Below are 26,898 nucleotides of genomic sequence, written 5' to 3' on the forward strand. Positions count from 1 at the left end.
GTTCTTGCGACCGATAGGCAACTTCGCACACGTTCAGTGACACCAGGTCGATCAGGCGGCTACGTACGAGATGTCTGAATGAAACCCATAGGACGTGTGAATGAAAGAAGGTCGCATCATGTTCAATCGGTGGCAGGAAGATTGGTCCGTACTCGTGGACCCGCGCGTTCCGCGCGAGCCGCTGAACAATGCGAGTATTGGGTTCATGTCGGGCTTATGGAAGGGCGCGAGAAAAAATGCCGAAGCGCAGGCTCTGGGTCATTGGGCAGGTTCGTCCGTTTATGATTGGACCTTCGCTGGCCTCCTGATCCGGATCAAGCTACCGCTTCGTCCGCGGTTCCCGGCAGGGGGATTGAATCGACACCATATCCGCTCCGTCCAGCGAACTGCACGACGCTGTTATCTGCCAGGAACGTTACAAAGGTCGCGGTGCGCTACTACTCCTCCAGTGTGAATCCAACTCGCAAAGTGACCTGGTAATGTCGGATAGACCCATTTTCGATATGGCCTCTCGTTTGCACGACTTCGAACCATTTCATCTCGCGAATGGTCTTTGATGCGCGGGCGATGGCATTTTGAATGGCATCTTCGATACTTTTTTCGGAAGACCCTACGAGCTCTAGAATCTTATATACGTGGTCCTTCATCTCGGTTGCTGGCATGGCGAACCTCCGCGGGTGAGCCAGGTTTTTTCTGAACGAGTTTTAAGCGTTCGAGTTCCCGTTCTTCTGCGAGGGAAGCTGGAGTGGGCCGCGGGCATCGAACTCTACACCTTCAGAATGTTTGCAAGGGGGCAAAGCACGAAATCGCTAAGCTTCAGCCCGCTGCGCGGAAGCAAGCGCCGAAAGCTCGTAACCGGTCGAGAGATGACAGCAATAGCGCGGTGAGCGACACAACCGCTGTCGTTTCGCTGAATGAGGACTGGCAGTGCGGCAGATGGCATCCTTCGGACTGAGAAGATGTCGTTCCGCAGCGCTGGCTTGGCGCCAGCACGCCAAGAAGGGGACTATGAGCGGGCGATCAGGTCGGTACGAGTGCGAATTCCGATCCACCCGAATTCGAGGATTAGCAACCGCCACCGACCCGGCTCTGCGGCGTTTTCACATAGCCAGGGTCAAAAGCGGCGGTGGACTCAATTCCCAACCAACTTTGGTTCTACCGCTGAGAGCCGATATGGATTCGGTCCAGCCAACGTTGGCTTTCCACGAGTGGCTCGCAACGCTGAAGCGAAGCAGACAAACTCGCGCTGTAAATTCTTCGGCCTTTGAGCCGAGATGTGGCCGGTTCATCGTAAGTCGGAGATAAAAGTCCCGCCGCTTTCGTCTGGCGGTACCTTTGTGGTCCGATCAGGACTTCGTTTCCACATCCCGCTCGTCGAACGCGCGCTACCGTTATCGAGAATCACCACCACGATACGGACCAGCGGGACCAGGCTGTCGAACGGAGCAGAACATCAGCATGCGAAGTGCGTAATCCGCCAGAATATGCCTGCGTGAATTGCGGACACTAATCTCTTCGTATCATTCGCTTGGTAGCGCTGAAACGACCCACTCCAACAACCGGGCGATCCGCGAGAGTCGTATTTGAATGATCTCGCAAAGACACTTCTGACAAATGCCGCGCAACTTGAAAGCGGCCTGCCATCACTGAAATTTACTTCCGATTAATGTTTGGTATCTAAATACCATGGAGGCGACTTAGGGTATGCTAGAGTTTTCAGTTCTCCGCCATCACAACGCACCGAGCTTCATTCGCTCAAACTCATGGTGCAACTGTTTTGGTTTCACCACGGTACCGACGTGAATTTTATGCGCTATTCAGACGTCAGGCCGCACAGCAGAAGAGTAATTTCGGGCCTTGACCTTCGGCAGCTCAGATATGCCGTGTTAGCAGCGGATCTCGGTAGCATTCGGCAAGTCGCGGAAGCATTGCTGATGAAGCAATCCACCATCAGCCGTTCCATTCGTCAACTCGAAGAGACGCTCGGGATAGCGGTGTTTGCGCGAACGAGCGGCGGCGTTCAGGCAACCGATGCGGGGCATCAATTTCTCCGTATGGCGCGATCAGTGCTTGATCAGATGGATCTGATCGTAGCGGTGACTCAAGCGAATGGACGTGGCGACTCGGGGCGGCTCACCGTTGGATTCTGCACGTCACTGACGATTGGCAATCTTCGTGCGACGTTGCTCGAATTTCGAAAGAGATTTCCGCACGTGCAGCTTGGCACCATCGAGCGATCGAGAGCGCAGCTCGCGACCGCGCTTCGCAACGGAGTTATCGACATTCACATTGTAACAGGTGACGCTCCATCCCTTTACGGCAAGGTGATGCCACTTTGGAGTGAGCGCATCCTGGTCGTTCTGCCCGAGGACCATGCCCTTGCTGGGCAGGATGTCGTCTATTGGACGGATCTGCAAAACCACACCGTCTTGCTGAGTCAATATGACCCGGGCCGTGAGTTGGAGGGACTTTTGACCACAAAGCTTGCGTCAACAGGCGATCGCCTACGGATCGAACGGCACGACGTCAGCCGCGGCGTCATCAAGAGCCTGGTCGCCATGGGGCTCGGCTTAAGTCTTGTGCTCGAATCGGACATCGGCGCCAATCTCTCCGGGTTGACGTATCGAGAAGTCCGGGACGGAGTGGGACCAAGCCGCCTGGAGTTTGCCGCGGCGTGGAGGGAGGACAACGAAAGTCCTCCGCTCAGGGATTTCATCAAATTGTTGGCTGAACGCTATCCGGCATCCTTCCCCTTCTGAAGTTGCTTTCTTCTGGCTCGGGCGAACGCCCGATCGGTCGCCATGAATCGCGTCAGCATGGGCACGATCAGCGACGTCGGATCGACCGGCTTGCCGCTTTCGAGCTTCAGAATTTCGGCATAGGCGATCAGCTCGCGATGAGTGCTGGCGGGCATCCTGACCGTCAGACTAACCGGCCTGTCATCTTCAATGGCCGCGATCTTGAGCTTAACCACGTGTATTACTCGCCTCATGGTTCAATCACCAGGTCACGATTGACGATAACGCGTATCGGGAAGCCCGGTCTGATCGTCAGGGTCGGTTGAATATTGAGGTTCCTTCGAACGACTTGTTGTCCGGTCTGGTTCAAGGAATTCGCCCCGCTCAAGCGGAGCGCCTGAATAATATCCGTGTTACTGCCGCTATCCGCACCAGAGCCAAGCTCCGCTCCAACGCCAAGGGTAGTTGACAGCAGCGCCGCCTTGAACAGCTCTGCCCAGTGATTGTCGACCTCATCCTCGAGACCGGAATACCCGCCTGCGTCCGCGCCCTGTTGCCGTTCCAGTACAATCGATCGACCGTCCGGCATGATCAGGCGCGTCCACACCAACAGCACCCGCGATTGGCCAAATGCGACCTGGCTGTCATAGACGCCGATGAGTCTGGCTCCCTGTGGGATAAGTTTTGCGCGGCCGGAGGGAGTATCATAGACCGCCTCTGTCACTTGCGCGGTGATTTGGCCAGGGAGGTCAGAGCGGATCCCGGTCATGAGCGCCGCAGGAATGATGGTCCCTGCTTGCACGACATACGGAGATGCTGGACGCGAAAGCCTGTCGGGCGCCGTGGTCCGCCGATCGACTGGAGCATTGACGAACAACAGTTTGCGATCTTGCCCGTTCTGAGTGAAGGTTTCGTCTGGAGATGGTGCCGCGGCGTTGGTGGCCGGTTCCTGAGATGCAGCATGCGGCGACGTCGTCGGCACGGTCGTCGATGCAAATACTTTGCTGGTCCGAGCCGCCTCGGTTTCCTGGTTGGCACGTTGTTGCTCAGCATCAAGGCCGATTGCTGATTGCACCGTTGCGCTGGCGCGCCCCGTGTCGCTCGGCAATGGCGGCACAGGTCGGGTGGCGTCATGGGAAACGTCGCCATAGTCCTGCGGCAACTTCGTCAGACCGTCTGCTACGTTGTGATGATCTGTGCTGTAGAGCTCGCTCGGTGCAGGGTCGTGCGGCCGGTTGCCCAACGCCCATAGCGCCGCGCCGGCGATGAGCAGCAAAGCCAGTGCGCTGCCGCCGGCAAGCACTTTACGGGAGAGCCGCGTGATCTTTGGGAACTCTGCCCCCAATCGTACGGCCTTCGTGTGATCAGTCGATGACGATCTTGGTCCGGATGAACGACTGACGCTCCCGCTTGGGCCATTGTCCGTCACGATCGGCCCCCGTCGTTCCGCACAATCCGGACTATCTGCTGCTTCTCTCCGCCGAGGCGCAGTTCGGCCGCAGCGAACAGGCGGTCCGCAATCAGGATATTTTTGTAGACGCGATAGTTGACGAGCTCAGGTTTGCCGTCCTGGCCGACGACGAACAGCGGCGGCATTTCGCCCTGTGCGATCCCGGGCGAGAATTCGATATAGATCTTTCGACCATCATCATACGCATTGACCGGCCGCCAGGGCGGGCTGTCGCCCTCAATGACGTAGCGGTGGCGGCGCTGCTCCATCTCCGGGATGAGCGGGGTCAACGGCAAAGTCTTGAAGCGCCCGGGTCTGTCTTCCGGATAGAACCAGGCGACAGACGGCATGTATGGCTTTTCGCGGGAGCGCAGCTCAATGAGGTAAGTCCGCCGGTCGGTGTTGACGACGAGATTGGTCTCGATGGCGGTCCGCGTCGGCTTGACCATGATGTGGACGCGCCTGGTATCTCCATTGCCGCTTTCCGTATCGCCGACGATCCAGCGCACGGTGTCGCCGGCAGCAAGTGGTCCGGACCCGGTCAGTTGCTCGCCCGGCTCGAGCGCGATATCCGTAATCTGGCCCGGCGAGGCATAGATCTGATAGAGCGCGCCGGGGCTGTAAGGAAACACCTGGACAGCGTTGAAGTACCCTCCCCGCCGCGGCTCGACCCGCGCGACATCATTGGCTGTCGCGATCCGGTCCGCTGGCTCGTTGGCTTCTGCATCTCCCTTCTTACCGCCACGGGTAGCTATCCAAGGTGGCGGGACGTGCAGCGGACGCGCGTGTTCGTTTGCTGTCATTGGTAGATCGGGAGACGTTGGTACATTGTCGTCATAACTGATCTGTGGGGGCTTGAACGTTGTGCAGCTGGAGAGCGCGGCCGTGACGAGAACGGCGAGGCCAACGGAACCGCACTTGCGCTTCAGACCAACCGACAAAAGTGCAGGCTTGCTCACTAGCCGAGCTCCTTCGACCAGTTGATGGAATTCACATAGACGCCGAGCGGATTCTTGCGCAACCGATCGACATCGCGCGGGGTTTCGATGATCACGGAAAGGATCGCGCTCCAGCGCTCAGTCGCGGCGAGCTGACCGTTATCGTAGCGACGCTCAGTCCATGCCACCCGAAAGCTTTGCGGCGAGGCACGGATAACGCTGGAGATCTCGACTGCAACCTGTGTATTGCCGAGCTTGGCAAAGGGGTCGTTGGTGCGCGCGTAATCATTTAATGCCACCGCCCCGCGATCGGTCGTGAAGTCGTAGGCTCGCAGCCAGTCCTGCCGCAGCACGATGGCGTCGGTCGGCAGGCCCCGCACATCTTCGATAAATCGCGCGAGATGAAACGCGATTTGCGGATCGGTCGGCTGATAGACAGAACTTGCCGGCGCAACCGCCTGGGCTTGACCTAGATGATCAACCTGCACCACCCACGGCGTGATCGTGCCTTGGGCGGATTGCCAGACGAGAGCCGCGGCGAGCCCACCGGCCAGCAACAGGCATCCAAACGCCGTCAGCCGCCAATTCCTGGCCTGGACGCGGGCCGAACCGATGCGCTCGTCCCAGACTTGTGCTGCCTTCTGGTAGGGCGTCACGGGCTGCGGTGTGCTGCCATAGTGTGCGGATGGCCGCTTGAACATCAGTGCCCTCCCTCGGACAGATCAACCGAGGCTCCGCTACCGTCGCTATCACCGCTGCGGACGGCATGGGTGGCGGCGGATGCCCCTTGATTAATCGTCTGCACACGTTTCATGCGACGTGCCCAGGCCGGCGCTGCGTCACCCGTTGACGAGCCGCTTGCGAAGCTGGCAGCCATGCGGCGCAACGGACTGACAACCGCCGAGCCGCCTGCACTGGCGACACCCGACAGTCCTCCGGCTCGGTAGGCACTTGCCGTTGCGCTCGCCGCTGTGGCTAACCCACGGGCTCCGCCGAGGAGCGCGCCACCGGCCATTCCGACGCCACCGGCCGCGAGCCCAGCGCCTGCAATGACGGCGCCCCCTGCGGCCAAGCTGGTGCCGACCGCCGCGCCGGCACCGAGCTGCGGTCCGCCTGACACGATGCCGTTGGCGATTCCCGGTCCAAAGATGCCGAGGCCGAGAAGGGCAAGGGCCCCGAGCACGAGCGCCATAGCGTTATCGATGGTCGGCTGATTGCCGCCAAAACCTGCCGTGAACTGCGCAAACAGCGTCGAGCCGATACCAACGATGACGGCCAGCACCAGAACCTTGACGCCCGACGAAATCACGTTACCGAGCACGCGCTCGGCGGCAAAGGCGGTCTTGCCGAACAGGGCGAACGGGATCAGCACGAAGCCCGCCAGCGTCGTCAGCTTGAACTCGATCAGAGTAATGAAGAGCTGGATGGCCAGAATAAAGAAGGCCAACAGCACCACAATCCAGGCAAACAACAGCACTGAGATCTGGATGAAATTCTCGAAGAAGCTGACATAGCCCATCAGGCCCGAGATCGAATCGAGGATGGGCCGTCCAGCGTCGAGTCCGACTTGGGCGATTCTTCCTGGCCGCAAGAAGTCGGCCGTGGAAAGGCCGGTGCCGGAAGCTTTCAGCCCTAGGCCTGCAAAGCTCTCGAAGACGATGCGCGCAAGGTTGCTCCAATTGCCGATCAGGAACGCGAAGACACCGACAAAGAGTGTTTTCCTGACGAGGCGAGACAGGATGTCCTCGTCCGCCCCCCATGCCCAGAACAGGCCTGCCAGCGTCACATCGATCGCTGCCAGCGTCGTGGCAAGAAATCCGATATCGCCGCCGAGCAAGCCAAAACCGGAATCGATGTACCGGGTGAACGTCTCCAGCAACTGATCAATGATTCCCGTGCCGCCCATTGGTCACTCCTTCCCCGTTTGCTCGATCGAAGAGCCGTCAGATGGCAGACGGTCGTCGTCCTTCGGGGCAACGAACAACGAAGAGCCCGCATGGGCTGCCCTAGTATCGGACGTTGCTGAAGGCTTCTGCTCCAGAAACTGGCCATGGTTCTCATCCCAGGCTTTCAGACACTCGGACAGAGCGTCATTCTCCCCGTTGGTTACGGAGCGGCATTCCGTAAACTTCGACAATGGAACGAATTCCAGGTCGGCGGACGCAGGTTGGTTTGTCTGCTCGTCGTCGCCTCGTAGCCGAAACGCGCAGGCGGCAACGGCAAGGAGAACAAGCACGACGGCTGCGAAGGTTGGAATTCGTTGGACCATTTTCGTTTTCATCAGTGAAACATCTGCACGGTTGTGGGTTGATAGCCGGCGCCTTGGGTCAGGAAACGCCGCAGTTGCTCCCTGCCCTGGTCCTGGGCGGCCGCATGCTGCGCGGACTCCAGATTTTGTGCGCGCGCATGGGCCGCGATGACCGCCGTGAGATCAGCGAGCTGCTGGGCCTGCAGCGCCAAGAGCTGATTGCCGGCCTGGGTTGCTTGCAGCGCACCGGTCGCCCCCTGGCTCGCGGTGACAAGGGCGGACATCTGGGTGCGGTTGGTGTCGAGGTTGCCGACGACCGTGGCCTGCGTCCGCAAGGCATCCTGCAAGCCCGCCATTGCATTCTGCCAACGGCTTTGCGCGTTCGCGATCAACGCCTGGTCCGAAGCGCTCGATGATGCCGACGCATAGGTCGTGGAGAAAGCGCGATCGATCTGCTGGATGTCATAGGCGATCCGCTGAGCCTGGCTAAGAAGCTGCTGGGTTCGCAGGATCGATTGCTCCAGCTTTGACAACGACGAAAACGGCAGCGAGGCCAGATTCTTCGCCTGGTTGATCAGCATCTGCGCCTGATTTTGCAGAGACACGATCTGGTTGTTGATCTGCTGCAAGGTTCGAGCAGCGGTCAGTACATTCTGCGCATAATTGTTGGGGTCGAACACGACCAACTGCGCCGAGGAAGGTGTGAGGCCGACAGCGAGGGTGACCGCAATGACGCCGGTGGAGGCAAGACGACGGAGGCGACTCATTTGGACGCCTCCAATTCAGCGAGATGAGGGATGAGGTCGGTCGCCCAGGCGATATCGCGTGCCTTCAACCACCCGGACGCGAAGCCATCGTGGCCGTGTTCGGCAAGGACTTGCTCGATCAGCGCCTGATCGGCCTTTGAGGAAGCGGCGGTGAAGGCGAGCGCTACCTCGCCGAGACCAAGTTCGAACAGGCGATTGCCGCGGCGTGACTGGCAGTAGTAATCGCGCTTCGGTATGGCGCGAGCCAGGATCTCGATCTGGCGGTCGTTCAGCCCAAAGCGACGGTAGACTGCCATGATCTGCGGCTCGATGGCGCGGTCGTTCGGGAGCAAGATCCGTGTCGGACAGCTCTCGATGATGGCTGGCGCGATCGCTGAGCCGTCGATATCCGCGAGCGATTGGGTGGCGAAGATGACAGAGGCATTCTTCTTGCGCAGGGTCTTCAGCCACTCGCGCAGCCGCCCGGCGAAATCTGCGTCGTCAAGAGCCAGCCAGCCTTCATCGATAATAAGCAGGGTCGGCCGGCCATCGAAGCGGCTCTCGATCCGGTGAAACAGGTAGGCGAGAACAGCTGGCGCGACCGCGGTGCCGATCAGGCCATCGGTCTCGAAAGCCTGCACCGATGTCTCGCCCAGGCATTCGTTTTCGGCATCGAGCAAGCGATCGTAGGGTCCACCGATGCAATAGGGCTGCAGGGCCCGCTTCAGGACGTTCGACTGGAGCAGAACGGAGAGACCGGTCAGCGTGCGCTCTTCGACGGGAGCAGAAGCTAGCGAGCTCAACGCCGACCAGATGTGCTCCTTGGCTTCTGGGGTAACCTCGATGCGCTCACGGCTTAGGATTGAGCAGATCCAGTCAGTCGCCCAGGCGCGCTCGCCGACATCGTCGATCCCTGCAAGCGGCTGCAAGGAGACGAGCTCCGAAGTCTCCCCAGTGACAGCACCGCCGAGATCATGCCAATCGCCACCCATGGCGATCGCGGCCGCACGGATCGATCCTCCGAAATCGAACGCAAAAATCTGGGATTCGGGATATCGGCGAAATTGCAGCGCCATCAACGCCAGCAGCACCGATTTGCCGGCACCGGTCGGCCCGACCACCAGCGCATGCCCCACGTCCCCGACATGAAGTGAAAAGCGAAACGGGGTCGAGCCCTCCGTTTTGGCCAGGAACAAAGGCGGAGCCTTGAAATGATGGTCCCTCGCCTCCCCGGCCCACACCGCGGACAGCGGGATCATGTGCGCCAGATTTAAAGTCGAGATTGGCGGCTGACGGACGTTGGCATAGACATGGCCCGGGATGCTGCCAAGCCAGGCCTCGACCGCATTGACCCTCTCGATCATGCAGGTGAAATCGCGCCCCTGGATGATCTTTTCGACAAGGCGGAGCTTCTCGTCGGCGGTGGCCGGATCGCCATCCCAGACTGAGATTGTCGCGGTGACGAAAGCTTCTCCAATCTGATCAGAACCCAATTCCTGGAGCGCTGCATCCGCATCCAAGGCCTTGTTGTGGGCATCAGTATCAAGAAGAGCAGAAGCCTCGTTGGTCATGACCTCCTTCAGGATCGCGGCCACCGACTTCCGTTTGGCAAACCACTGCCGCCTGATCCTGGTCAGGAGTTTTGTTGCATCGGTCTTGTCGAGCATGATCGCGCGGGTCGACCAGCGATAGGCGAACGGAAGGCGGTTCAGGTCATCGAGAATTCCGGGCGTCGTCGCCGTCGGAAACCCAACCACGGTCAGGACTCGCAGATGCGCCGACCCGAGCATCGGCTCGAGGCCGCCGGTCAACGGCTGATCGGCGAGCAGTGCGTCGATGTACATGGGGATTTCGGGGACCCTGACCCGGTGCCGCTTGGTCGAGACCGTCGAATGCAAGTAAGTCAGAGTCGCCTCGTCATCGAGCCAGGCGCACTCCGGCATGAAGCCTTCCACCAGCTGCAACACACGATTGGTCCGGTCCACAAAACCACGGAGAATCTCGCGCGCATCGGCATCGACGGTTCGGTTGCTGCCCTCGTAGAGCAGTCGTTCGGCTTTCGCCGTTCCTTCAACCGGCGGCAGATAGAGAAATGTCAAAAAATAGCTCGACTCGTAGTGTCCGCCGGCGTCCTCGAATTGCGCCCTTCGCTCTGCGTCGACCAGCGCGGATGCGACATCTGGAAACGTGTTGGGCGGATAGGCACCTGCCGAATGACGTTGCGCCTCGATAAAGATCGCCCACCCGGATTCAAGCCGGCGCAGCGCGTTGTTGAGTCGGCCAGCAACGGCAACAAGCTCGGCCGGCACGGCGCTATCGAGGTCCGGCCCCCGAAACTTCGCCGTGCGCTGAAAGGACCCGTCCTTGTTGAGGACGATGCCCTCGTCGACAAGAGCCGCCCACGGCAGGAAGTCGGCGAGCCGGGTATTGGAACGGCGGTATTCGGCGAGATTCATCATGGGAGAGCTCAGGTGTTGAGATGACCGGGGATGCGGAGATGACGACGGACGACCTCGACAAAGTCAGGGTCTCGCTTGGCCGCCCAGACCGCGACCATGTGCCCGACGAACCAGAGCAGGAGGCCCGCGAGCCAGAGGCGCAGACCGATGCCGAGGGCAGCCGCGAGCGTGCCGTTGACGATGGCGATCGAGCGTGGCGCCCCGCCCATCAGGATCGGCTCGGTCAACGCACGATGGACTGGTGCTTCGAAGCCCGGAATCTGTCGGTCCATCAGATCATCACTCCACCGCCGAATGAGAAAAACGACAGGAAGAAGCTCGATGCGGCAAAGGCGATCGACAGGCCGAACACGATCTGGATCAGCCTGCGGAAGCCGCCGGACGTATCGCCGAGTGCGAGCGATAGGCCGGTGACGATGATGATGATGACCCCGATGATCTTGGCGACGGGGCCCTCAACCGATTGCAGGATCTGGTTGAGCGGCTGCTCCCACGGCATGTTGGAGCCGGCGGCCGATGCTGAAGTGATGGTAAGGCAGGCGATTGCGAACGTGGCCGCCCCTACAATCCCTCGCCTGCCCGATTGATCGCACTTCATGATGCGTCCCCTATGGCTGAAAGAACGTAGTCGCCCGAAGCGCCGAGACCCTCGACACTGGCGAGCTCGGCGAGCCGGCGTTCGTTGCCGCGGCCGGAAAGCACAGCGATGACGTTGATGGTTTCCGCGATCAGGGCGCGCGGCACGGTGACAACGGCTTCCTGGATGAGTTGCTCGAGCCGGCGCAAAGCCCCGATCGCGCTGCCGGCGTGGATGGTGCCGATGCCCCCGGGATGACCCGTGCCCCAGGCCTTGAGCAAATCGAGAGCCTCCGGACCGCGCACTTCGCCGATCGGAATCCGATCGGGGCGGAGGCGCAGCGATGATCGGACAAGGTCCGATAACGAGATCACGCCCTCCTTCGTGCGCAACGCCACGAGATTTTGCGCCGTGCACTGAAGCTCTCGTGTGTCTTCGATGAGAACGACCCGATCCGAGCTCTTGGCGACCTCTGCCAGAAGCGCATTCGTCAGCGTCGTCTTGCCGCTTGAGGTGCCGCCCGCCACGAGGATGTTCTTGCGGGCTACAACCGCGCGCCGCAAAGCGTCCGCTTGGCACGAGATCATGACTCCTTTGGCGACATAGTCGTCCAGCGTGAACACGGCGACTGCTGGTTTGCGAATAGCGAAGGACGGGGCCGCGACCACCGGCGGCAACAAACCCTCAAAGCGCTCCCCCGTCTCGGGTAATTCAGCTGAGACGCGCGGGCATCCCACGTGAACCTCAGCGCCCACATGATGGGCGACCAATCGGACAATGCGCTCCCCATCCTGGGCCGACACGAATTGCCCTGTGTCTGCCAAACCGCCAGATAGGCGGTCGATCCACAATCGCCCATCGGGGTTGAGCATCACCTCGACAACGTTCGAATCTTCAAGAAAGCGGGCGATAGCTGAACCAAACGCAGTACGCAGCATGCGCGCACCACGCGAAACCGCTTCCGATTGTATCGGATGATTTACCACTGCCGTCCCCGCTAACGAGGCCGTCCCGAGCGACCTCAGATGGGGATGATCAGAAAAGGCAATAAGCGAGCTACCGCAACAAGGCGCTCATCGCGATCGTAGCTTGGCGTATAAATAGAAATGACAAGGAGTATTCGGTATCGTCAATCGCCAATGCAGAAAGGGGACGCCGAGACCAGCAAGAATCTCCCATCGCCGCGCAGGTCGCTACCCACAAGTCCGTTCTGCCCGCACAGGGATCAGAGACCCTAAGCATCAAGTTTTCCTTCGCACCGTTTGCTTCAGCACGGATGGACTTTGTGGGATTTGTCCTTCCGATTCGGGTCAAAACCGCCGGTTCGGAGCGGGCTTTAGACGCCCGATATCGGCGTCGAAAGAAGCGCGTGCAGCTTGGTCAGGTTCTGAGCAGACTATCAGGTTCCGTCGTTCGGGTTTGGCTCCAGACAATACTGTTTGATGTCTACCGCAAGCTCGGCCGTACGTTCGATCATGTTTTGGACCATTGTCTCGCAATCGAGCTGGGTCAGCTTGAGAATGCCGTGCTCTCGCAATTCATCCTCGAGGATCGCGGCCATGATCGATACGATGCTCATTCGCCTTCTTCCATTTCCGCCGCGCCTTGCAGAGACATTCGATGTGTCGCGCGATCATCGTTGTCGCTCGCATGGCGAAATGGCAGTGGCGTCCGCGCAACGTCGCAGACCGCATCGATGAGTAGGCGGGCCGCCTGCGCATCCCAATCGATCTGCTCAAGAGGGTCTTCCCAGTACTGGGACATGACATGGGCCGCATGACGTGCTTTCACGCCCAACCCGGCGATCGTGCGCGCTTGCGTCTGCATGATCGCCCGTTCGATGGGGTCGAGACGGGCCAGGATCATTTCGATCTGGCGGGTCACAAACTCGTCGCTGGTGCTCTTCCCGCCTGGGGGATTTCGATCATTGCGCAACCGCTCAAGCGCCAGCAATTCTGCGAAAGCTGCGCTGAACTGCCGCTCGAGCGCAATGAGTGCGGCGTCGGCTGCGGGAGGCACCAACGCTGCGGATGATCCGGACTTGGCGTCTTCAATACCTTGTGCATGCGGATCAAGCTCGGTGCGGATTTCACCCATCTGTTCTTCCGCATGCTTGCATGCTGCGCCACCCCTGAAGTATGGCTGCCCGAGCGACATTGGGGCGGCGACGATTCTCGCGGCCGCCCTCGGCGTTCCCAGGGCTGCGGAGCGATCGGTCGTTACCCAGGTCATCCGCGTGCCAGATCGAAGGTTTGGCGGACTTGGTTCCTGATTGTGAGCCCTGAGGTACTACGGTCCGGAGGCAATGTCAATACCTGAAGCATTAAATGGTGATAAAGGTATCGAATTGGTCGAGCTGACCAGCGAACTCGTTCGGGCAGCTCGGGCACTCCTTCGATGGGAACAGCGACATCTCGCCGAGGCTTCCGGCGTCTCTCTTGCGACCATCAAACGGTTGGAGAGCCAGCGCGGGACTCTACGTGCACACGGTGTGACCGCCACGGCGATTCGGCGTGCCCTGGAAGCCGCAGGGATCGAGTTCATGAACGGTGGTCAGCCGGGTGTTCGTTTGACCTCGACGGCAGCAAAATGATGAATGGCTGCGACTGGCTTGACGCGCGGCGGGCTAGCTAAATCGCATTCAAGCAGCGGACATTTTTCTTACCAATCGCCTCCTGCGCACGGCTCAAGGATCGGCTCGTCAACAGAAGAGACGCCGGATCCAGCGAGGCTTCCAGAGGGCGCTCCGAAGGCATTCCGACCCCACGTCCTTATCCATGGTAACGCAAACCACACCAGGGCGGCGGCCTGAAATACAACGCAAAGACCGAATGCGGTCTGATAGGCCACGGCTGGATAGTGTCCACCCTGAGCCGGCCATTGCCCGACCACGAACCCAATACCGTATTGAATCGTGAACGCCCAGCCAAAGTGCAGGAGGTTCAAGGCGCCATTGCTGCGCGCGGCAAATTCCCTTGGGAAATAGTCGGCCACCGCCGCGAAGCTCAGGACAGTTGCGGCGCCGGCCATGGACACGGTGAACCAAGGCAAAAGCGATGGCAGCGGAATGCGCAGGACCAGAGCGAGTTCGGCCAGCGTGAACAGCACCCCCACACCAGCCAAAATGACTTCGGTCCTTATGTTGAGTTTGCGCAAGCGATCAGCGATCGCACCCAACAGGAGGGCTCCGAGACTAAGGCCAACAGCCATGAAGAGCATATGAGAGACCCGGCTCTTCCCGTCGAGCCCTTCCACGTCCGTGAGCCAGGCCGAAGCCCACAATGACTGCAGCGCCCACGCCGACCCGATGCAGGTCGCAGAAAGCGGTGCTATTCGCAGGAAGCGTTGATCCGAATAGACAGACCACAAGGTCAGCGGCTTTCGGGCGGCGGTGGCGATCTGCGGGTCGACGAAGCGCTCCGGAACGACGATGTAAATGAGCCCACTCACCGCAAAAGTCCCGATCGTCAGAATTTCAAACAGGCTGCGCCAACCAACGTAATTCAGCAACCAATCGGCTGGCGCGGTCGCGGTCACCGCGCCAAGCGAGCCCAACATGATCATCCAGCCGTTGGCAAGCGCGACACGCTCTCTCGGAAACCACGTGACAATGGATTTGAGTCCGGCCATCAGCGAGCCGGCGACGCCGAGCCCAATCATGGCGCGCGCAACGAGGAGCTCTGGGAAGCTCGAGGCGTTACCGAATAGCGTGGCGCCGCCAGCGGCAATGACCAGCAGCACTCCTTGAACCCGGCGCGGCCCGAGGCGATCCAACAAGACGCCTATAGGGATCTGTGCCAAGCCAAACACCAGGAAATAGACTGACGCGAGCAGCCCGGTCTCGGCGGCGTCGAGGCCAAACTCGGAGGCCAATGCCGGCGAGATCGCGGCATTGATCGTCCGAAACAGGTATGCGAGGTAATAGCCCGCGGCAAAGGGCAGAAATACTGAGAGGATCATGCGCCATGTAGAAAGTGGCGCCTTTCTTGACACTTCAGACTCGCCTCTCGGGTTCGGATTGGAATTTGGCGGTATCGGGCGTGAATCTTGTCGTGAGTCTCTCGGGGCGTCCGGCGAACTGGCGCCATGATCACGGTCACCGCGCGAACGGTTCCCCTCCTCTCTAGGGTTTAAGCCCTGGGCAACGCCGGAGCATTCAGGGCCAGCTTTCTGATCGTGCCGCTGCGGCTCCGCGGTCTGGGTAGCCCTCTCGTCTGTCTCGTGCTCCACTCCGCCCTGGCTTTGGGAATGCAGAGATTCGATTGTCTCCTGCATGAGAGGCCGGCGTTGCCGGACGCGGCGATCGACCTGCTGCGCCAAAACTTTGAACCGCTCGTCACCAAGGCGGATCGCCTCCTGTTGCCGCTCTTGCGACACCGGTGGCGTCACCGCCAACTGGTATCGGGCGTGCAGCGCGACGGTCTCGGCGATCATCCGCATGTCGCGCTCGAGGCGGTCGAACCTGCTGTGCACATCGTCCAGTCGTTCGCGCAACAGAGCTTCGACCGACGGCGCCGGGCTCATAAAATGTTCGAGCGCAGCTTCAACCAGCATGCTCTTGCCGATGCCCGGCCGGTCGGTTGCGACGTCAAGCCGGCCACAGACACTTTCGCTAAGCCGGACCGTTACTTTGCGACGGGCAAAGGTTTTGCGCTTGGGCGCAGGTCGAGCGTCAATGCGATCGTCTTTGGCACCCAATTCGGCGAGTTGTTGCATCTGATGTTCCCCAACACCCTCATCATCGAGACCGCGGCTTCGCGGAACGATCGATGAGGTGCCAATCTGACGGGAACTACAGAAAAGGCAGGCTGAGCTTGGGCTCAACAGAGCAGAACTGCCGATCATGCTCTGGCGTAAGAAAAGAAAAGAGATGCGGCACCGTGTTGATCGGCAACAGAGTATCAGCGAAGGCGAAGATCTGTTTGGCGCATTGCGCGCTAGGCGATCACCAGAGCTGAAGGCGATCGTTTCTCAAAATAGCTGCACAATCGTTTTCGCGAATGAAGCCATTTGGATGCGCACCTCTTCTTCAGGGTGAAACCGCGTCATCCTGGCGAAGAGCCGGCCTGACCTTTGGTTCGCGCCGCTTCACTTTTCAGGCGATTCGATACTGACTTCCTTGAGGACCGTCGATCCGCTCGAGAGGCGCCGGCCGAGTGCTTCGACAAAGCGGTCGTAGCGTTCGGCGCCTTTGGCACGCGCTGCTGGGCTCGACTGCTCTGGGAGAGCCGGCGTTGACGTCAGCCAGAAGCGAATGAACAGGGCTATGGTCTCGAGTGTGATGCCATCATTGCGTTCGAGCCGCTCGAGCACCCGCACGATCCGGTCCAGGCGTTTCGCGATCGCGGCCTCCCGCCGGTCGGAATCGTCAGGTGAAAGAAACGACCCGATCGCGGCCTCGGCCACCAGTGACTTCGGCTTGCCCTGATGTGTTGCGTAGGCCTCCAGGCTCGCGAATATCTCTGGATCGAGGTAGATGCTGAGCTGGGTCTTTTTCATATTGCCCGCTTACAGGCCCATCTCGTCGTCAGGATCCAGGCTGACAGCGCGTGCCAGGCCCTGCATTGATCGGTTTAACGCTGATGCTTGCACGGCTTCAGTATCACCCTCGTCCGGTGCAGCATCAAATTCATTCTCCACGAGTGGCGCCTTCACAACCACCTCTTCTTGCTGCGGCAACTCCGGCTCGCGGCGGATGCCGCCATTCTGATCGCTTGCTTTGTTCTTGAGAGCGTCAAGCAATTTCACCGACGGAGGAATTGGCGCGTGTCCTGACCATTCGTCCGATCGCGGGGGCCGGCCGATCGGCGTGGTATGTGATGCCTCCAAGATCCGGCGCTGGAATTGGGGGTCTTCATAGTAACGGACTTTGCGGGCGCGGATCGGATGCAGCCCGGAGACCATCACAATTGCCTCGTTGGGAGAGAGTTGCATAATCTCTCCGGGCGTAAGCAACGGACGCGACGTCTCCTGGCGGCTCACCATCAGATGGCCGAGCCAGGGTGAGAGGCGATGGCCGGCATAATTCTTCATCGCGCGCATCTCGGTTGCTGTTCCGAGCGCGTCCGATACGCGCTTGGCGGTGCGCTCGTCATTGGTCGAGAATGCGATCCGGATGTGACAATTGTCCAAAATCGCGTGGTTCGGGCCATAGGCGCGTTCAAGCTGGTTCAGGCTCTGGGTGATCAGGAAGCTTCGGATCCCGTAGCCTGCCATGAAGGTTAGCTGATTTTCGAAAAAGTCCATGCGGCCGAGGGCTGCGAACTCATCGAGCATCAGCAGCAGCTTCTGCCGCCGCCGGTCGGTATCCAGACTTTCGGTCAGCCGCCGTCCAATCTGATTGAGGATGAGGCGCATCAGCGGCTTGGTGCGGGCGATGTCGGAGGGCGGGATCACCAGATACAGAGATACGGGTTGATCCCCATCAACCAGATCACGGATGCACCAGTCGCTTCGGCCCGTCACCTTGGCAACCACGGGGTCGCGGTAAAGCCCCAGGAAGCTCATGGTCGTCGACAACACGCCCGATCGCTCGTTCTCGCTCTTGTTGAGCAGCTCGCGCGCCGCCGAGGCCACCACCGGATGGACGCGCTCGCCAAGGTGCGGTGTGGCCAACATGGCGTTCAGAGTTGCCTCGATGGGGCGTGACGGATCCGACAGAAAATTGGCGACCCCCGCCAGCGTCTTGTCGGCCTCAGCGTAGAGGACGTGGAGAATGGCACCGACAAGCAGAGAATGGCTGGTTTTCTCCCAATGATTGCGCCGCTCCAGCGCGCCTTCGGGGTCAACGAGAATGTCGGCGATATTCTGCGCATCGCGTACCTCGTTATCTCCGTTGCGGATCTCGAGCAATGGATTGTAAGCGGCGCTCGCGGGATCGGTCGGATTAAACAGAAGCACCGACCCGAATTGGGCGCGAAAGCCGGCGGTCAATTGGAAGTTCTCGCCCTTGATGTCGTGAACGATCGTCGAATACGGCCATGTGAGCAGGGTCGGAATGACGAGACCGACGCCCTTTCCCGACCTGGTCGGCGCAAAACACAGCACGTGCTCGGGACCGTTGTGCCGCAGGTAGCGGTCGCCCAAACGACCGAGCACGACGCCATCGGGTCCAAGAAGGCCGGCACGGCGCACCTCTCTTGGATCGGCCCACTGCGCTGAACCATAAGTCGTGACGTGCTGAGCTTCTTTCGCACGCCAGACCGAGAGGATCATTGTAACGACCATGGCTGCGATGCCGCCGCTTCCGGCGACGCACCCACCCTGAAGGAAAATCGTTGGCGCATAAGCGTCGAACTTGAACCACCAGATGAAGAGAGCCAGTGGTTGATACATGGGCCAGGGCCCGACCATGAACCAGGCCGGCCCGAGCTGCGACTGAAAGCCGAGTTGCCAGGCGGTCCACTCGGTGGCCGCCCAGAGAAAGGCGAGCACGAGCAGCGGCGCAATGAGGAGCTGGCCCCAGAGGATTTTGGTTGCGGACATGCGTCGAGGGATGCGCAAGTCGAGCTGACATTCAACAGCGATCCGGTCGCTATCGTGATCGCACGCACCGTGGCGTAGAAATCGGATGGTCAGAGCGAGAGGTCGCGCTTGCGTCCCAAACTCCATTCAACGCCACCGGGACCGGCAATGCCCTTGACATGCCTGCCGAACTCACGTTCCAGGGACGGTATCCAGGGGACAAGCTGAAAACCCAAGCCATTGTCGATCATCGCGAAGCGACCGGAAGCAAGCGACAGCCGACGGCTATAAACTCCGGTAACGGCCTGCCCTGCCTCAGCGGGCAGATGCGACAGTCCCGTTTCTGAGGCGAGACGCCGTCCGACCGCGCCGAGCTCTCGGCTGCGCAGCGTAGCGACAAGGTTGCGCCCGATGGTGACCTTGTCTCCGTCACGGCGGGCGAGCCCCTGCTCCGCCAAGGTATCGATCCGGCGATCGAGCGCAGCACGAACCTCGCCGCCGAAACCGGCACGCGAGAGCTCTGCACCTTCCCGGGCGACCAGCCGGCGGTCGAGCCAGGTCGCTCCTTCCGCTGCCACCTGCTGGTCGAGACTGAGATCCGAGCGGACCGCGAGCGCGATACGCTGACGGCCCTTTACATCCTCGAAACGGCGGAGCTCCACGATGCCGCCGATCGGACCATCCCCGGCCGATTCGATGTCGGGGAGCTTGAGATGATGCACGCGCCCGTCGATGCCGTCGACGATAGCGAATGCCGAGCCCCTCAGCTCGTCATCCAAACCGCGGGCGATGAGGCGGCCGATCACGGGCTCGCCATGGCGTTCGCCTTCGAGCGCCCAGGATGACGGGGCGCGTGTGGCGCCATCCTTCGTGAGGCTCTTGTGCAGCCGCTTGATGATATCGCCGCGCTCGCCCAGCTCCCGTAGGCGCTGCTCTGCGTCAGCCGCAAGCACCCAGCGTGCTGGCCCCGCAGGTTCAGCCAGACCCAACCGCTGCAAGGTCCGCATCCGGCCAATTCTAAGCTCCCGCAGCGGATCGACCGCGGCATCCCGGCTCGGCCTGACATCAATGACCCCGTCCGCCGCTCCCGCTTCCCGGGCCAGCACCCGATCGATCCGTGTCCAGCGTTCGGCCGTCGTCTCATTCTCAAGACCACGACGGACCTCAAGCTCCGATCGCGGGCCGAGCTCGCGGGTGACGAGATCGCCGGCGCGGGCACGCAAGCCCGTCGAAATATAATCGCGGCTGATGACGAGGTCCTGGCCGTCATCGGCGCGACCTCTCACGAGGATATGGACGTGCGGGTGCTCCGTGTTCCAATGGTCGATAGCAACCCAATCGAGTTGCGTGCCGAGGTCGCGCGAGGCCTGGTCCATGAGCTCGCGGGTGAAGGTCCGCAAGCTCGAGAGCTCTCCGGCATCATCGGGCGAGACGATGAACCGGAAATGATGCCGGTCGTCGTTGCAGCGCTCAGTGAAGGCTCGGCCGTCCGCCTCATCGCGGGCCGCATCGAACAATTGGCCCTGCGACCCGTCGCGGGTCACCCCATCGCGCTGGAGATATCCGATATGGGCGCGCAGCGCCCCGGGGGAACGAGTACGCCGCACGACCCGTGCTTTGACGACGGCGCCACGGGCGCGGCTGCCCAGGAGCCGCGACGCGGCCAAGCTCGCGGCGCGGCCACGCCCAAACGTGCTGCCGCGCCTCTGGCCGGCCCGCGAGAGACCGCCGGCCTTCTGCGCGGCTTGCAGCGCCTGTGCCAGGAACGGCTTTGCGCGAGCCGCGCGCGTCGAGCGGATGCGGCCCGGACGGACGCGAAAATCGTCGTTTCCAGTCATCCTGGGCTCACAGGGTGTCGAAAGTCGAGCGGTGATAAAGGTTTGTCGAACATCGCAAGGTGCGATCGATATTGTGCAATGTTTGCTGGAGCGCTGGAATTCTCAGGCTGCACCCATCCCAACCGACCGCGCGCACCTTGTGCGCTTTATCCTGCCCTCCACGGTTCTCTCGCGTAACCGTCCGATCTCCGCACATAGATTGATTATGTGCAATGGCGAATGATGTGGGGCTCCTTCGTGAGGTGGAGGATCTCCGGCGGTGGGTCATCGTTCCTGGGCAAAGGCCAACAACCCGTACTGGTCGAACCACGTTGCGACCTGGTACGCCGGGCATCAAAGCGTCGAGGAATATTGCCGCCGACGCGAAATTTCGACGACGTCGTTCAAGAGATGGGCGCGTCATCTGCTGAGCTCGGAAGATCTGCGCAAACGCAAGAAACGCCTGCAGAATTTGCGCACCAAACAGCTCGAACGACAGGGCAAGAAAGCGCGATCGAAGCCCCGCCGGAAAACATTCACCTATCGCTACAACATGCGTACGGATAGCGACACAATTGCTGTTCGGGCGTTCTGGGGCATGCACGTTGAGGCGATGAACTGGAGCGGCTTGGGGAATGCGGAGTATGCCGCGGCGCTCGGACTTTCTCCTTACGCACTGCGCATTTGGCGCAATCGCTTTGCCGATTCCGGCGAGGAAATGGACTGGCGATCTCTGCTTCATCCGAGTGCCCGGGCTCAATTAAGCAGCGCTGCTAGTTGCGTACGGCGCAAATACCGCTTGACACCGCAAGAGGCGGACGGTCGGTCCAACCGGCGCCGCTTCAGCGACGAACAGAAGCGCGCGATCGTGCAGGAGACGGAGAAACCAGGTGTCAGCGTGTCGCAGGTTTGCCGTCGGCACGGCGTCGCCACCAGCATGGTCTTCCGCTGGCGGGTGCAGTTCGGCCTGGCGGCTAAGAAGGCGCCGCGATTGGCAACTGTCGCGCTGACCAAAGGCACGGCGAACGAGGTGCCGGCGCTCGCGGCGTTGTGCGACCTCGTGCAGCCGCCGGACGGGATGATCGCAGTCGAATTGGAAAACGGACGCCGTGTCTTTGCACCAGTGGGCAGCAGTCCGGCGGAAGTGAAGCGGCAGCTCGCCCGCAAGGAGAAGGCGTCATGATCGTCATCCCGGCGGGCGTGCAAGTGCACCTGGCGCTTGGTTACACCGACATGCGCAAGGGACTCGATGGACTCTCGACATTGGTGCAGGAACACCTGAAGAAGGACCCGTTCTCGGGCCATCTGTTCGTCTTCCGCGGCAAGAATGCTTCGCTCTTGAAGATCCTGTTCTGGGATGGGACAGGGCTGTGCCTCTTCACCAAGCGCATCGAACGCGCGCAGTTCATGTGGCCGCGCGCAACCGAGCCCGGCGGCACGGTGATGCTGACGCCGGCGCAGCTCGCAATGCTGCTTGAGGGTATCGACTGGCGCACACCAGAGCGCTTCTGGCGCCCGCTTCTTGCGGGATAACTCGCAAAACACTGCATCAAATAGAGCGACGGCAGTTCTTCGAATCAGCGTGTTCGAGTAGTATCGAACATGCAGCTCGATTTGAACAATCTCCCGACAGATACAGTACTTCTGCATCGCCTCGTTCGCGATATCGCCGGCGGTCTTGAACATCGCGACACCGAGATCGAGCGCCTCAAGTCCATCATCAAGCAGTTGCAGCGCGCGCAGTTCGGCCGACGTTCCGAACGCATCGATCCGGATCAGCTTGCGCTTGGACTTGAAGAGATCGAAGCCGATTTGGCCGGCAAGGAGGAGAGCCATCCGCCGGCTGATAAGCAACCAAACGAACGGTCTTCCCATCGCAAGCCTCTGCCCGATCATCTCCCGCGCGAGAACGTGCGGCTCGACATCGACGACATGACCTGCGCGTGTTGCGGCGGCGCGCTGCATGTGGTCGGAGAGAGCGTGAGCGAGATGCTGGATTGGATACCGGCTCAACTGCGCGTGGTACGAACTACCCGTCCCAAGTATGCTTGCCGTGCTTGCGAGACGATCGTTCAGGCACCGGCCCCTGAGCGGGTGATCGCCAGCGGCCTGGCAACGCCGGCGTTGCTTGCCCAGGTGCTGGTCAGCAAATATTGCGACCACACGCCGCTCTATCGGCAGTCGCAGATCTTCGCACGCCACGGCGTCGATCTCCCGCGATCGACGCTCGCTGGATGGGTCGGCGGCGCCTGCTGGTGGCTCGAGGCATTGCACGAGCGTTTGTGCAAGAACGTGTTTGCCTCCGACCATCTGTTTGCCGATGATACGCCCGTACCGGTGCTCGACCCCGGACGTGGGCGAACGAAGACGGGACGACTCTGGGTCTATGCCCGCGAGCAACGCGGCTGGGGCGGACCGGAGCCGCCGGCGGCGGTCTATCTGTTCGCGCCAGACCGCAGAGCTGAGCGGCCAGCTTCTCATCTGGCAAACTTCAAGGGCGTGCTCCACGTCGACGGCTACGCCGGCTTCGAGCCCCTGACAGGAAAAGGCAACGTTGTGCTCGCCGCATGCTGGAGCCATACACGGCGACGCTTCTATGAGGTGGCGCAGGCCACCAATGCTCCGATCGCGACCGAGGCGCTGCGGCGGATTGCGGAGCTCTATGGCGTAGAAGCGGATGTTCGCGGTCAGTCGCCTGCGTACCGGCTCGCAGCGCGCCGGACTCGCTCTAAGCCCGCTATCGATGCCATGCGGCTCTGGTTCGAAGCGCAGCTTCCTCTCGTGCCGGGCCGAAGCGCGCTTGCTGAAGCGATCCGCTACGCGCTCTCGCGATGGGACGGTTTGACGCGCTTCCTGCATGATGGTCACATCGAGCTCGATACCAACCCGGTTGAGCGCGCAATCAGGCCTGTTGCACTCGGCCGCAAGAACCATCTGTTCGCTGGCAGCGATGGAGGCGGACACAGATGGGCCGTGCTGTGCACGCTGGTCGAAACCTGCAAGCTGAACGATGTCGAGCCCTACGCCTATCTGCATGACGTGCTCTCGCGCATGATCGACGGATACCCGGTCAATCGCCTCGATGACCTGCTGCCGTGGGCTTGGAAAGCCGCAAATCCTGTCAAGAGCTGAGAGAAGTGCAGCAGCCGGACGCTTACCGCTCCTCTCCAGCGCCCAATTCGCGAGCTGCAGACATCCAAGAGCGCGCCGCGCTTCCAACAAGATGCAATTCCAGTCATCGCGATTGGTCCTCACCTGATTGGCGTATGAACAGATCAGCGGATAGCCGTTTCGATGCAAAAACATGGCTGAGGGCTGACCGATGAATTGCACGGTTTCAGCACTGCGACTGCGAACCCAAGGTCAGTCACCGCGCTTCGCCACGCTCAACAAACAGCGGAGCTTCCCGCCAAGGAACCGCTCGTCTGATGTGAAATGCCGCGTGTTCACCCTGCTCGTTACCGAGCAACGGCGTGACGGCCGCGACGTAGGACACCGTTTCCGCTGGAAGCGGTTGGCCTGTCGCCAGGTGCTGTTCATATCGTGTCGGCCCCGCATGATAGGCCGCAAGGAAGCCTGCCGATCCGAAGCGATCGTACAGCTCCTTCAGGTAGGCAGTGCCTGCCAAGATGTTGCCACGCGGATCAAAGGGATCGAGACCGAGACCGTAGCGAACGCTGAGCTCGAGCCACGTGCCGGGCATGAGCTGCATCAAGCCCATCGCGCCGCGGGACGAGACTGCATGCTCGTCGCCTGCGCTTTCGATTTGGATAACGGCACGGATCCAGCGCACGGGCACGGCAAAGCGAGCGGATGCTTCCGCGACGAAGTCGGCGAATCGGTCAATGGATTGAGGACGCAGCGCGGTTTGTGCACCCGCGCTGGATTCAAACAGCATCGGGGTCGCGATCAAGCATACGAACTGCGTGATCACCGCGATGATCTGCGCACCAGATCGAAGCGAGCAGAGCCATGCAATCGAGCTCGCCAGCTCACAGCGACAGCTTTTCCATTGCCGACCTAGCGAACGTCGTTCGACTTTTGAGCATGGTCGGTAAGGACAGATCAGAGGCGGTTCTGAGGAATTGCGATCGGCCGAGGGAGCGAGAATGCTGTGCATGATCACTCCTGGTCGGTCCAGACGGGTATCGCTCTGCCGATCACCGCGGACGCGGGAAGCGGTCCAAAGTACCGACCGTCGAGCGAGTCCGGGGACTGCCAGTTCATGACAAAGACATCGCCATATGCGATCACACGGCATCCATGCCAAGCCGGAAGCGGACGACCTCGCGTGTCGCGTTCGTGTGCCTGCCCCACATCGATGCCATCGACGGTAACCGTCAGGCCGGTCCTGCAGACGGTTTGTCCAGGAAGCGCCAACACGCGCTTGAGCATGGGGACGCCGACCGGGAGATAACCATTGAGATCAAGGAACGCGGCAAGAAGCTCGGGTGGCTGGATGGCAACCAGTTCGGAGACAATCAACCTGGTTGCTGGCCGAACGCGATAAAGACCGATCGGAACGCTGTTTGACGCGTTCCATACGTAGTGCGGCGTCGCCCCGTCGAGCGTCGCAAGGAGAAGACCTGCTGTTACAATTGTCGTGACAATCGCCGCACACCGAGCGTTCATGACGACACCCTCCTCCGATGGAGCCAGGCTAGGTGACGGGACCGGGTGTATGGCCGAGGTGTTTCGTTGACCGACAATCGGTTATGAACGTGGTGCCAGTACTCAGGTGCTGCGTCGGCCGGATCGATGCCGAGCGCCTCGACGATATCGATCGTCTGCAGCACCCGTTCGACCTTCGGCCAGCCGGAAAGCCGCAACAGGCTCTCACCGCCCGGCGTGATCCAGGGCACGGTGGAATAGCGCTGTCCTGGCGTCGCCGCGCGCAGGATATCGATGCGCGATAGCATCGTCCCAAAGTCGTTGGACGTCCAACGCACGAACGCGAAGATGCTGCCGGGGGCGAACGACAGCACGCGTCGATTGCGGTCGATGATCTTCTCCGCAACGGATCGGCCAAAGCGAACGCGGTTCTCGATGCGTTTTTCGAGCCACAAGATCTCAACGGTCGTAAGGTCGCTCATGCCGACCTTCTTCGTTGAATGGATCTCGGGATTATGTGCGTGTTTCTTCATGGGTCAGCGCCGCTCTTTTCCTGCATAAGGGATGGGAGCGTGCCGCTTGGCCGGCAGGACGGTGCCTGTGCCTGGATCGCTGGTTGACGTTCTCGTGCCGATGTCTGCCCAGGCTTTGAGGTCGGCGACGGCGTAGACGACGCGGCCGCCAATTTTCCGGTAGGCAGGACCGGTTCCGTAGGTCCGGTGTTTCTCGAGGGTGCGGGGTGAAAGGCTGAGGTATCGCGCTGCTTCGGAGGTTCGTAGATAGCGTGGCGATGTAGCGAGATTCAGATCGGACATCTGACAGGCTCCGTGGCCGTGTGGAGCGCCAACGGGTTTGGTGGCGCGCTGACGGCGACGATGACGGAGAAGAACCTCGAAGGGGGATGCCGAACATGAGGGGGTGTAATTTCGATACCCCCAAATGATCGCTCTACTTCTTTCGCGAGGGAGGTTTCAGCAGCGCACGGTAGCCGCCCTGCACCAAGGCTAAACCGGTCTTGACCAGGCGGATGATCCGATTGCGCGTGTCGTGCGTTCGCCAGTCCCGCTTGACGATGCGGTGAGCGGGCAGCAGGACGTCAGCGATCTCGCGATAGGTGGCACCGTCCGTCCGCGCGTCCAGCGCGCGCAACGCAAGCGCGAGCCGCCGGCGGCGGTAGACTGAGAGCGCATGGAGCGGCTTTCCTTGCGGTCTGCCATTCAGGCCTCGCCACAAACGCCTCCCCGCATCGACCCTGAATTCGAAGTCCCGGTCGAACGGATATTCAACAGTGTAGGCAGCAGAGACGAGCGGCGCCTCTTTGCACCAGATGCGGTGCTCTACACCGCGCAGATGCATGACCGCGTGCCAGCCGTCAGGGCCTTGGCGCAACTGACCACCGTCCAGGTTGCGAAGGTCCAGGCGGACGGGCGAATACGGGCCGGCGATCAGCGCGGGACGTACAGGTATGACCGTCGCCAGGACTTCTGGTGCCCAGAAGATCGTCTGCTCGAGATAGGATTGACCGGGATCAGCTGCGAAAAACCAACCCCCATTGCCGTCGAAACCCAATGCTCGCGCTGGTATCGGCCGACGGCGCTGTCCGCTGAGCCTGCTGGTAACCAGGATTGCGGCGCAAGCACTCCCAGGCAAAGCCGGCTATTTCCGCCCCCTCAACACGCTTGTAAAACTCATCCGACGACCTCCAGTTGAATTTCGACATGTACGCGTCCCACTGCACAGCTCGATTGCGGCGCAATAATCGAGACGAGCAGGAGTTGTAGCTAGCCCCCGATCGTGCATCGCGTGATGCACGAGATCGAACCCACCGGCCAGCGAGCAAATTATTCTAT

General features: G+C 60.8%; 29 protein-coding genes. 5 read left to right on the forward strand and 24 right to left on the reverse strand.

Going from position 1 to position 26,898, the window contains the following annotated elements; all coding sequences use genetic code 11:
- Window positions 1-437: 437 nt before the first annotated feature.
- A complete protein-coding gene (locus tag P6U24_RS32760; protein ID WP_407156539.1) occupies window positions 438-662 on the reverse strand; it encodes a dodecin in 225 nt (74 codons plus the stop codon).
- Between the two features lie 1,146 nt (window positions 663-1,808).
- Here P6U24_RS32760 and P6U24_RS32765 point away from each other — a divergent pair.
- Window positions 1,809-2,759, forward strand: coding sequence for a LysR family transcriptional regulator (locus tag P6U24_RS32765; RefSeq protein ID WP_407160670.1), 951 nt, complete (start codon window positions 1,809-1,811; stop codon window positions 2,757-2,759).
- Here the strand turns inward: P6U24_RS32765 and P6U24_RS32770 are convergent.
- The 13 genes from P6U24_RS32770 to P6U24_RS32830 all read right to left on the reverse strand — a co-directional run bounded on the left by P6U24_RS32770 (window position 2,735) and on the right by P6U24_RS32830 (window position 13,253).
- Window positions 2,735-2,974 carry a DUF2274 domain-containing protein gene (locus P6U24_RS32770; protein ID WP_407156540.1) on the reverse strand — a complete coding sequence of 80 codons (240 nt, stop codon included), beginning with the start codon at window positions 2,972-2,974 and terminating at the stop codon, window positions 2,735-2,737. The two genes, P6U24_RS32765 and P6U24_RS32770, sit on opposite strands and share 25 nt — an antisense overlap.
- A 14-nt stretch (window positions 2,975-2,988) precedes the next feature.
- The gene (locus P6U24_RS32775) at window positions 2,989-4,167 is read right to left on the reverse strand and encodes a TrbI/VirB10 family protein (RefSeq protein ID WP_407156541.1); all 1,179 of its coding nucleotides are present in this window, start codon (window positions 4,165-4,167) and stop codon (window positions 2,989-2,991) included.
- Window positions 4,164-5,117, reverse strand: coding sequence for a P-type conjugative transfer protein TrbG (gene trbG / locus P6U24_RS32780; protein ID WP_407160671.1), 954 nt, complete (start codon window positions 5,115-5,117; stop codon window positions 4,164-4,166). The genes P6U24_RS32775 and trbG overlap by 4 nt, the downstream gene beginning before the upstream one ends.
- A 29-nt stretch (window positions 5,118-5,146) precedes the next feature.
- Window positions 5,147-5,827, reverse strand: a complete 681-nt coding sequence (gene trbF, locus P6U24_RS32785; protein WP_407156542.1) for a conjugal transfer protein TrbF — start codon at window positions 5,825-5,827, stop codon at window positions 5,147-5,149.
- Window positions 5,827-7,032, reverse strand: coding sequence for a P-type conjugative transfer protein TrbL (gene trbL, locus P6U24_RS32790; protein ID WP_407156543.1), 1,206 nt, complete (start codon window positions 7,030-7,032; stop codon window positions 5,827-5,829). The genes trbF and trbL overlap by 1 nt, the downstream gene beginning before the upstream one ends.
- Window positions 7,033-7,035: 3 nt before the next feature.
- Window positions 7,036-7,407: a putative entry exclusion protein TrbK-alt gene (gene trbK-alt, locus P6U24_RS32795; protein WP_407156544.1), complete on the reverse strand. Its 372-nt coding sequence runs from the start codon at window positions 7,405-7,407 to the stop codon at window positions 7,036-7,038.
- On the reverse strand, window positions 7,407-8,141 hold the full coding sequence (gene trbJ, locus P6U24_RS32800; RefSeq protein WP_407156545.1) for a P-type conjugative transfer protein TrbJ: 735 nt from the start codon (window positions 8,139-8,141) through the stop codon (window positions 7,407-7,409). The genes trbK-alt and trbJ overlap by 1 nt, the downstream gene beginning before the upstream one ends.
- On the reverse strand, window positions 8,138-10,579 hold the full coding sequence (gene trbE, locus P6U24_RS32805; RefSeq protein WP_407156546.1) for a conjugal transfer protein TrbE: 2,442 nt from the start codon (window positions 10,577-10,579) through the stop codon (window positions 8,138-8,140). The genes trbJ and trbE overlap by 4 nt, the downstream gene beginning before the upstream one ends.
- An 8-nt stretch (window positions 10,580-10,587) precedes the next feature.
- Window positions 10,588-10,851 (reverse strand): VirB3 family type IV secretion system protein, encoded by a 264-nt coding sequence (locus P6U24_RS32810; protein WP_407156547.1) that lies wholly within the window; start codon window positions 10,849-10,851, stop codon window positions 10,588-10,590.
- Window positions 10,851-11,177 (reverse strand): TrbC/VirB2 family protein, encoded by a 327-nt coding sequence (locus P6U24_RS32815; RefSeq protein WP_407156548.1) that lies wholly within the window; start codon window positions 11,175-11,177, stop codon window positions 10,851-10,853. The genes P6U24_RS32810 and P6U24_RS32815 overlap by 1 nt, the downstream gene beginning before the upstream one ends.
- Window positions 11,174-12,094, reverse strand: coding sequence for a P-type conjugative transfer ATPase TrbB (trbB, locus tag P6U24_RS32820; RefSeq protein WP_407156549.1), 921 nt, complete (start codon window positions 12,092-12,094; stop codon window positions 11,174-11,176). Before trbB ends, P6U24_RS32815 begins: the two co-directional genes overlap by 4 nt.
- A gap of 461 nt (window positions 12,095-12,555) precedes the next feature.
- A complete protein-coding gene (locus tag P6U24_RS32825) occupies window positions 12,556-12,735 on the reverse strand; it encodes a hypothetical protein (protein ID WP_407156550.1) in 180 nt (59 codons plus the stop codon).
- Window positions 12,732-13,253, reverse strand: coding sequence for a hypothetical protein (locus P6U24_RS32830; RefSeq protein ID WP_407156551.1), 522 nt, complete (start codon window positions 13,251-13,253; stop codon window positions 12,732-12,734). Before P6U24_RS32830 ends, P6U24_RS32825 begins: the two co-directional genes overlap by 4 nt.
- Window positions 13,254-13,461: 208 nt before the next feature.
- Here P6U24_RS32830 and P6U24_RS32835 point away from each other — a divergent pair, with 208 nt between their 5' ends.
- Window positions 13,462-13,749 (forward strand): multiprotein-bridging factor 1 family protein, encoded by a 288-nt coding sequence (locus P6U24_RS32835; RefSeq protein ID WP_407156552.1) that lies wholly within the window; start codon window positions 13,462-13,464, stop codon window positions 13,747-13,749.
- A 68-nt stretch (window positions 13,750-13,817) separates the two neighbouring features.
- Here P6U24_RS32835 and P6U24_RS32840 read toward each other — a convergent pair whose 3' ends face one another.
- The 4 genes from P6U24_RS32840 to P6U24_RS32855 all read right to left on the reverse strand — a co-directional run bounded on the left by P6U24_RS32840 (window position 13,818) and on the right by P6U24_RS32855 (window position 20,458).
- The gene (locus P6U24_RS32840; protein WP_407156553.1) at window positions 13,818-15,872 is read right to left on the reverse strand and encodes an MFS transporter; all 2,055 of its coding nucleotides are present in this window, start codon (window positions 15,870-15,872) and stop codon (window positions 13,818-13,820) included.
- Window positions 15,873-16,244: 372 nt separating this feature from the next.
- A complete protein-coding gene (locus P6U24_RS32845; protein WP_407156554.1) occupies window positions 16,245-16,655 on the reverse strand; it encodes a CopG family transcriptional regulator in 411 nt (136 codons plus the stop codon).
- A gap of 9 nt (window positions 16,656-16,664) precedes the next feature.
- Window positions 16,665-18,641 carry a conjugal transfer protein TraG gene (locus P6U24_RS32850; RefSeq protein WP_407156555.1) on the reverse strand — a complete coding sequence of 659 codons (1,977 nt, stop codon included), beginning with the start codon at window positions 18,639-18,641 and terminating at the stop codon, window positions 16,665-16,667.
- 89 nt (window positions 18,642-18,730) lie between these two features.
- Window positions 18,731-20,458, reverse strand: a complete 1,728-nt coding sequence (locus tag P6U24_RS32855) for a relaxase/mobilization nuclease domain-containing protein (protein ID WP_407156556.1) — start codon at window positions 20,456-20,458, stop codon at window positions 18,731-18,733.
- 259 nt (window positions 20,459-20,717) lie between these two features.
- Between P6U24_RS32855 and tnpA the strand changes: the two genes are divergently transcribed.
- From tnpA to tnpC, 3 genes are all read left to right on the forward strand, one after another.
- On the forward strand, window positions 20,718-21,620 hold the full coding sequence (gene tnpA, locus P6U24_RS32860) for an IS66-like element accessory protein TnpA (RefSeq protein WP_407154080.1): 903 nt from the start codon (window positions 20,718-20,720) through the stop codon (window positions 21,618-21,620).
- Complete coding sequence (gene tnpB / locus P6U24_RS32865; protein WP_407154079.1) at window positions 21,617-21,970, forward strand: IS66 family insertion sequence element accessory protein TnpB; 354 nt, start codon at window positions 21,617-21,619, stop codon at window positions 21,968-21,970. The genes tnpA and tnpB overlap by 4 nt, the downstream gene beginning before the upstream one ends.
- Before the next feature lie 69 nt (window positions 21,971-22,039).
- On the forward strand, window positions 22,040-23,569 hold the full coding sequence (tnpC, locus tag P6U24_RS32870) for an IS66 family transposase (RefSeq protein WP_407154078.1): 1,530 nt from the start codon (window positions 22,040-22,042) through the stop codon (window positions 23,567-23,569).
- Window positions 23,570-23,804: 235 nt separating this feature from the next.
- Here the strand turns inward: tnpC and P6U24_RS32875 are convergent, their stop codons facing one another.
- The 6 genes from P6U24_RS32875 to P6U24_RS32900 form a co-directional block, all read right to left on the reverse strand.
- Entirely contained in the window at window positions 23,805-24,557 is a 753-nt protein-coding gene (locus P6U24_RS32875) for a lytic transglycosylase domain-containing protein (protein ID WP_407156557.1), read from the reverse strand.
- Window positions 24,558-24,559: 2 nt separating this feature from the next.
- Window positions 24,560-25,069: a S26 family signal peptidase gene (locus P6U24_RS32880; protein WP_407156558.1), complete on the reverse strand. Its 510-nt coding sequence runs from the start codon at window positions 25,067-25,069 to the stop codon at window positions 24,560-24,562.
- Complete coding sequence (locus tag P6U24_RS32885; protein WP_407156559.1) at window positions 25,066-25,530, reverse strand: DUF2840 domain-containing protein; 465 nt, start codon at window positions 25,528-25,530, stop codon at window positions 25,066-25,068. Before P6U24_RS32885 ends, P6U24_RS32880 begins: the two co-directional genes overlap by 4 nt.
- 54 nt (window positions 25,531-25,584) lie before the next feature.
- Window positions 25,585-25,863 (reverse strand): helix-turn-helix transcriptional regulator, encoded by a 279-nt coding sequence (locus P6U24_RS32890; RefSeq protein ID WP_407156560.1) that lies wholly within the window; start codon window positions 25,861-25,863, stop codon window positions 25,585-25,587.
- A 133-nt stretch (window positions 25,864-25,996) separates the two neighbouring features.
- Window positions 25,997-26,617, reverse strand: a complete 621-nt coding sequence (locus P6U24_RS32895) for a DUF2285 domain-containing protein (protein ID WP_407156561.1) — start codon at window positions 26,615-26,617, stop codon at window positions 25,997-25,999.
- Window positions 26,577-26,768: a transcriptional regulator domain-containing protein gene (locus P6U24_RS32900; protein ID WP_407156562.1), complete on the reverse strand. Its 192-nt coding sequence runs from the start codon at window positions 26,766-26,768 to the stop codon at window positions 26,577-26,579. Before P6U24_RS32900 ends, P6U24_RS32895 begins: the two co-directional genes overlap by 41 nt.
- Window positions 26,769-26,898 lie beyond the last annotated feature (130 nt).

The organism is Bradyrhizobium sp. STM 3557 (assembly GCF_045571465.1).
In the GTDB taxonomy this organism is placed as follows: domain Bacteria; phylum Pseudomonadota; class Alphaproteobacteria; order Rhizobiales; family Xanthobacteraceae; genus Bradyrhizobium.

What these genes read in the sequence shown, in the direction of transcription:
- P6U24_RS32760 (WP_407156539.1), bottom strand. Translation starts at nt 662, where the DNA reads ATGCCAGCAACCGAGATGAAGGACCACGTATATAAGATTCTAGAGCTC.
- P6U24_RS32765 (WP_407160670.1), top strand. Translation starts at nt 1,809, where the DNA reads ATGCGCTATTCAGACGTCAGGCCGCACAGCAGAAGAGTAATTTCGGGC.
- trbF (WP_407156542.1), bottom strand. Translation starts at nt 5,827, where the DNA reads ATGTTCAAGCGGCCATCCGCACACTATGGCAGCACACCGCAGCCCGTG.
- trbL (WP_407156543.1), bottom strand. Translation starts at nt 7,032, where the DNA reads ATGGGCGGCACGGGAATCATTGATCAGTTGCTGGAGACGTTCACCCGG.
- trbK-alt (WP_407156544.1), bottom strand. Translation starts at nt 7,407, where the DNA reads ATGAAAACGAAAATGGTCCAACGAATTCCAACCTTCGCAGCCGTCGTG.
- trbJ (WP_407156545.1), bottom strand. Translation starts at nt 8,141, where the DNA reads ATGAGTCGCCTCCGTCGTCTTGCCTCCACCGGCGTCATTGCGGTCACC.
- trbE (WP_407156546.1), bottom strand. Translation starts at nt 10,579, where the DNA reads ATGATGAATCTCGCCGAATACCGCCGTTCCAATACCCGGCTCGCCGAC.
- P6U24_RS32810 (WP_407156547.1), bottom strand. Translation starts at nt 10,851, where the DNA reads ATGGACCGACAGATTCCGGGCTTCGAAGCACCAGTCCATCGTGCGTTG.
- P6U24_RS32815 (WP_407156548.1), bottom strand. Translation starts at nt 11,177, where the DNA reads ATGAAGTGCGATCAATCGGGCAGGCGAGGGATTGTAGGGGCGGCCACG.
- trbB (WP_407156549.1), bottom strand. Translation starts at nt 12,094, where the DNA reads ATGCTGCGTACTGCGTTTGGTTCAGCTATCGCCCGCTTTCTTGAAGAT.
- P6U24_RS32825 (WP_407156550.1), bottom strand. Translation starts at nt 12,735, where the DNA reads ATGAGCATCGTATCGATCATGGCCGCGATCCTCGAGGATGAATTGCGA.
- P6U24_RS32830 (WP_407156551.1), bottom strand. Translation starts at nt 13,253, where the DNA reads ATGGGTGAAATCCGCACCGAGCTTGATCCGCATGCACAAGGTATTGAA.
- P6U24_RS32835 (WP_407156552.1), top strand. Translation starts at nt 13,462, where the DNA reads ATGTCAATACCTGAAGCATTAAATGGTGATAAAGGTATCGAATTGGTC.
- P6U24_RS32840 (WP_407156553.1), bottom strand. Translation starts at nt 15,872, where the DNA reads ATGCAACAACTCGCCGAATTGGGTGCCAAAGACGATCGCATTGACGCT.
- P6U24_RS32845 (WP_407156554.1), bottom strand. Translation starts at nt 16,655, where the DNA reads ATGAAAAAGACCCAGCTCAGCATCTACCTCGATCCAGAGATATTCGCG.
- P6U24_RS32850 (WP_407156555.1), bottom strand. Translation starts at nt 18,641, where the DNA reads ATGTCCGCAACCAAAATCCTCTGGGGCCAGCTCCTCATTGCGCCGCTG.
- P6U24_RS32855 (WP_407156556.1), bottom strand. Translation starts at nt 20,458, where the DNA reads ATGACTGGAAACGACGATTTTCGCGTCCGTCCGGGCCGCATCCGCTCG.
- tnpB (WP_407154079.1), top strand. Translation starts at nt 21,617, where the DNA reads ATGATCGTCATCCCGGCGGGCGTGCAAGTGCACCTGGCGCTTGGTTAC.
- tnpC (WP_407154078.1), top strand. Translation starts at nt 22,040, where the DNA reads ATGCAGCTCGATTTGAACAATCTCCCGACAGATACAGTACTTCTGCAT.
- P6U24_RS32875 (WP_407156557.1), bottom strand. Translation starts at nt 24,557, where the DNA reads ATGCACAGCATTCTCGCTCCCTCGGCCGATCGCAATTCCTCAGAACCG.
- P6U24_RS32880 (WP_407156558.1), bottom strand. Translation starts at nt 25,069, where the DNA reads ATGAACGCTCGGTGTGCGGCGATTGTCACGACAATTGTAACAGCAGGT.
- P6U24_RS32885 (WP_407156559.1), bottom strand. Translation starts at nt 25,530, where the DNA reads ATGAGCGACCTTACGACCGTTGAGATCTTGTGGCTCGAAAAACGCATC.
- P6U24_RS32890 (WP_407156560.1), bottom strand. Translation starts at nt 25,863, where the DNA reads ATGTCCGATCTGAATCTCGCTACATCGCCACGCTATCTACGAACCTCC.
- P6U24_RS32900 (WP_407156562.1), bottom strand. Translation starts at nt 26,768, where the DNA reads ATGTCGAAATTCAACTGGAGGTCGTCGGATGAGTTTTACAAGCGTGTT.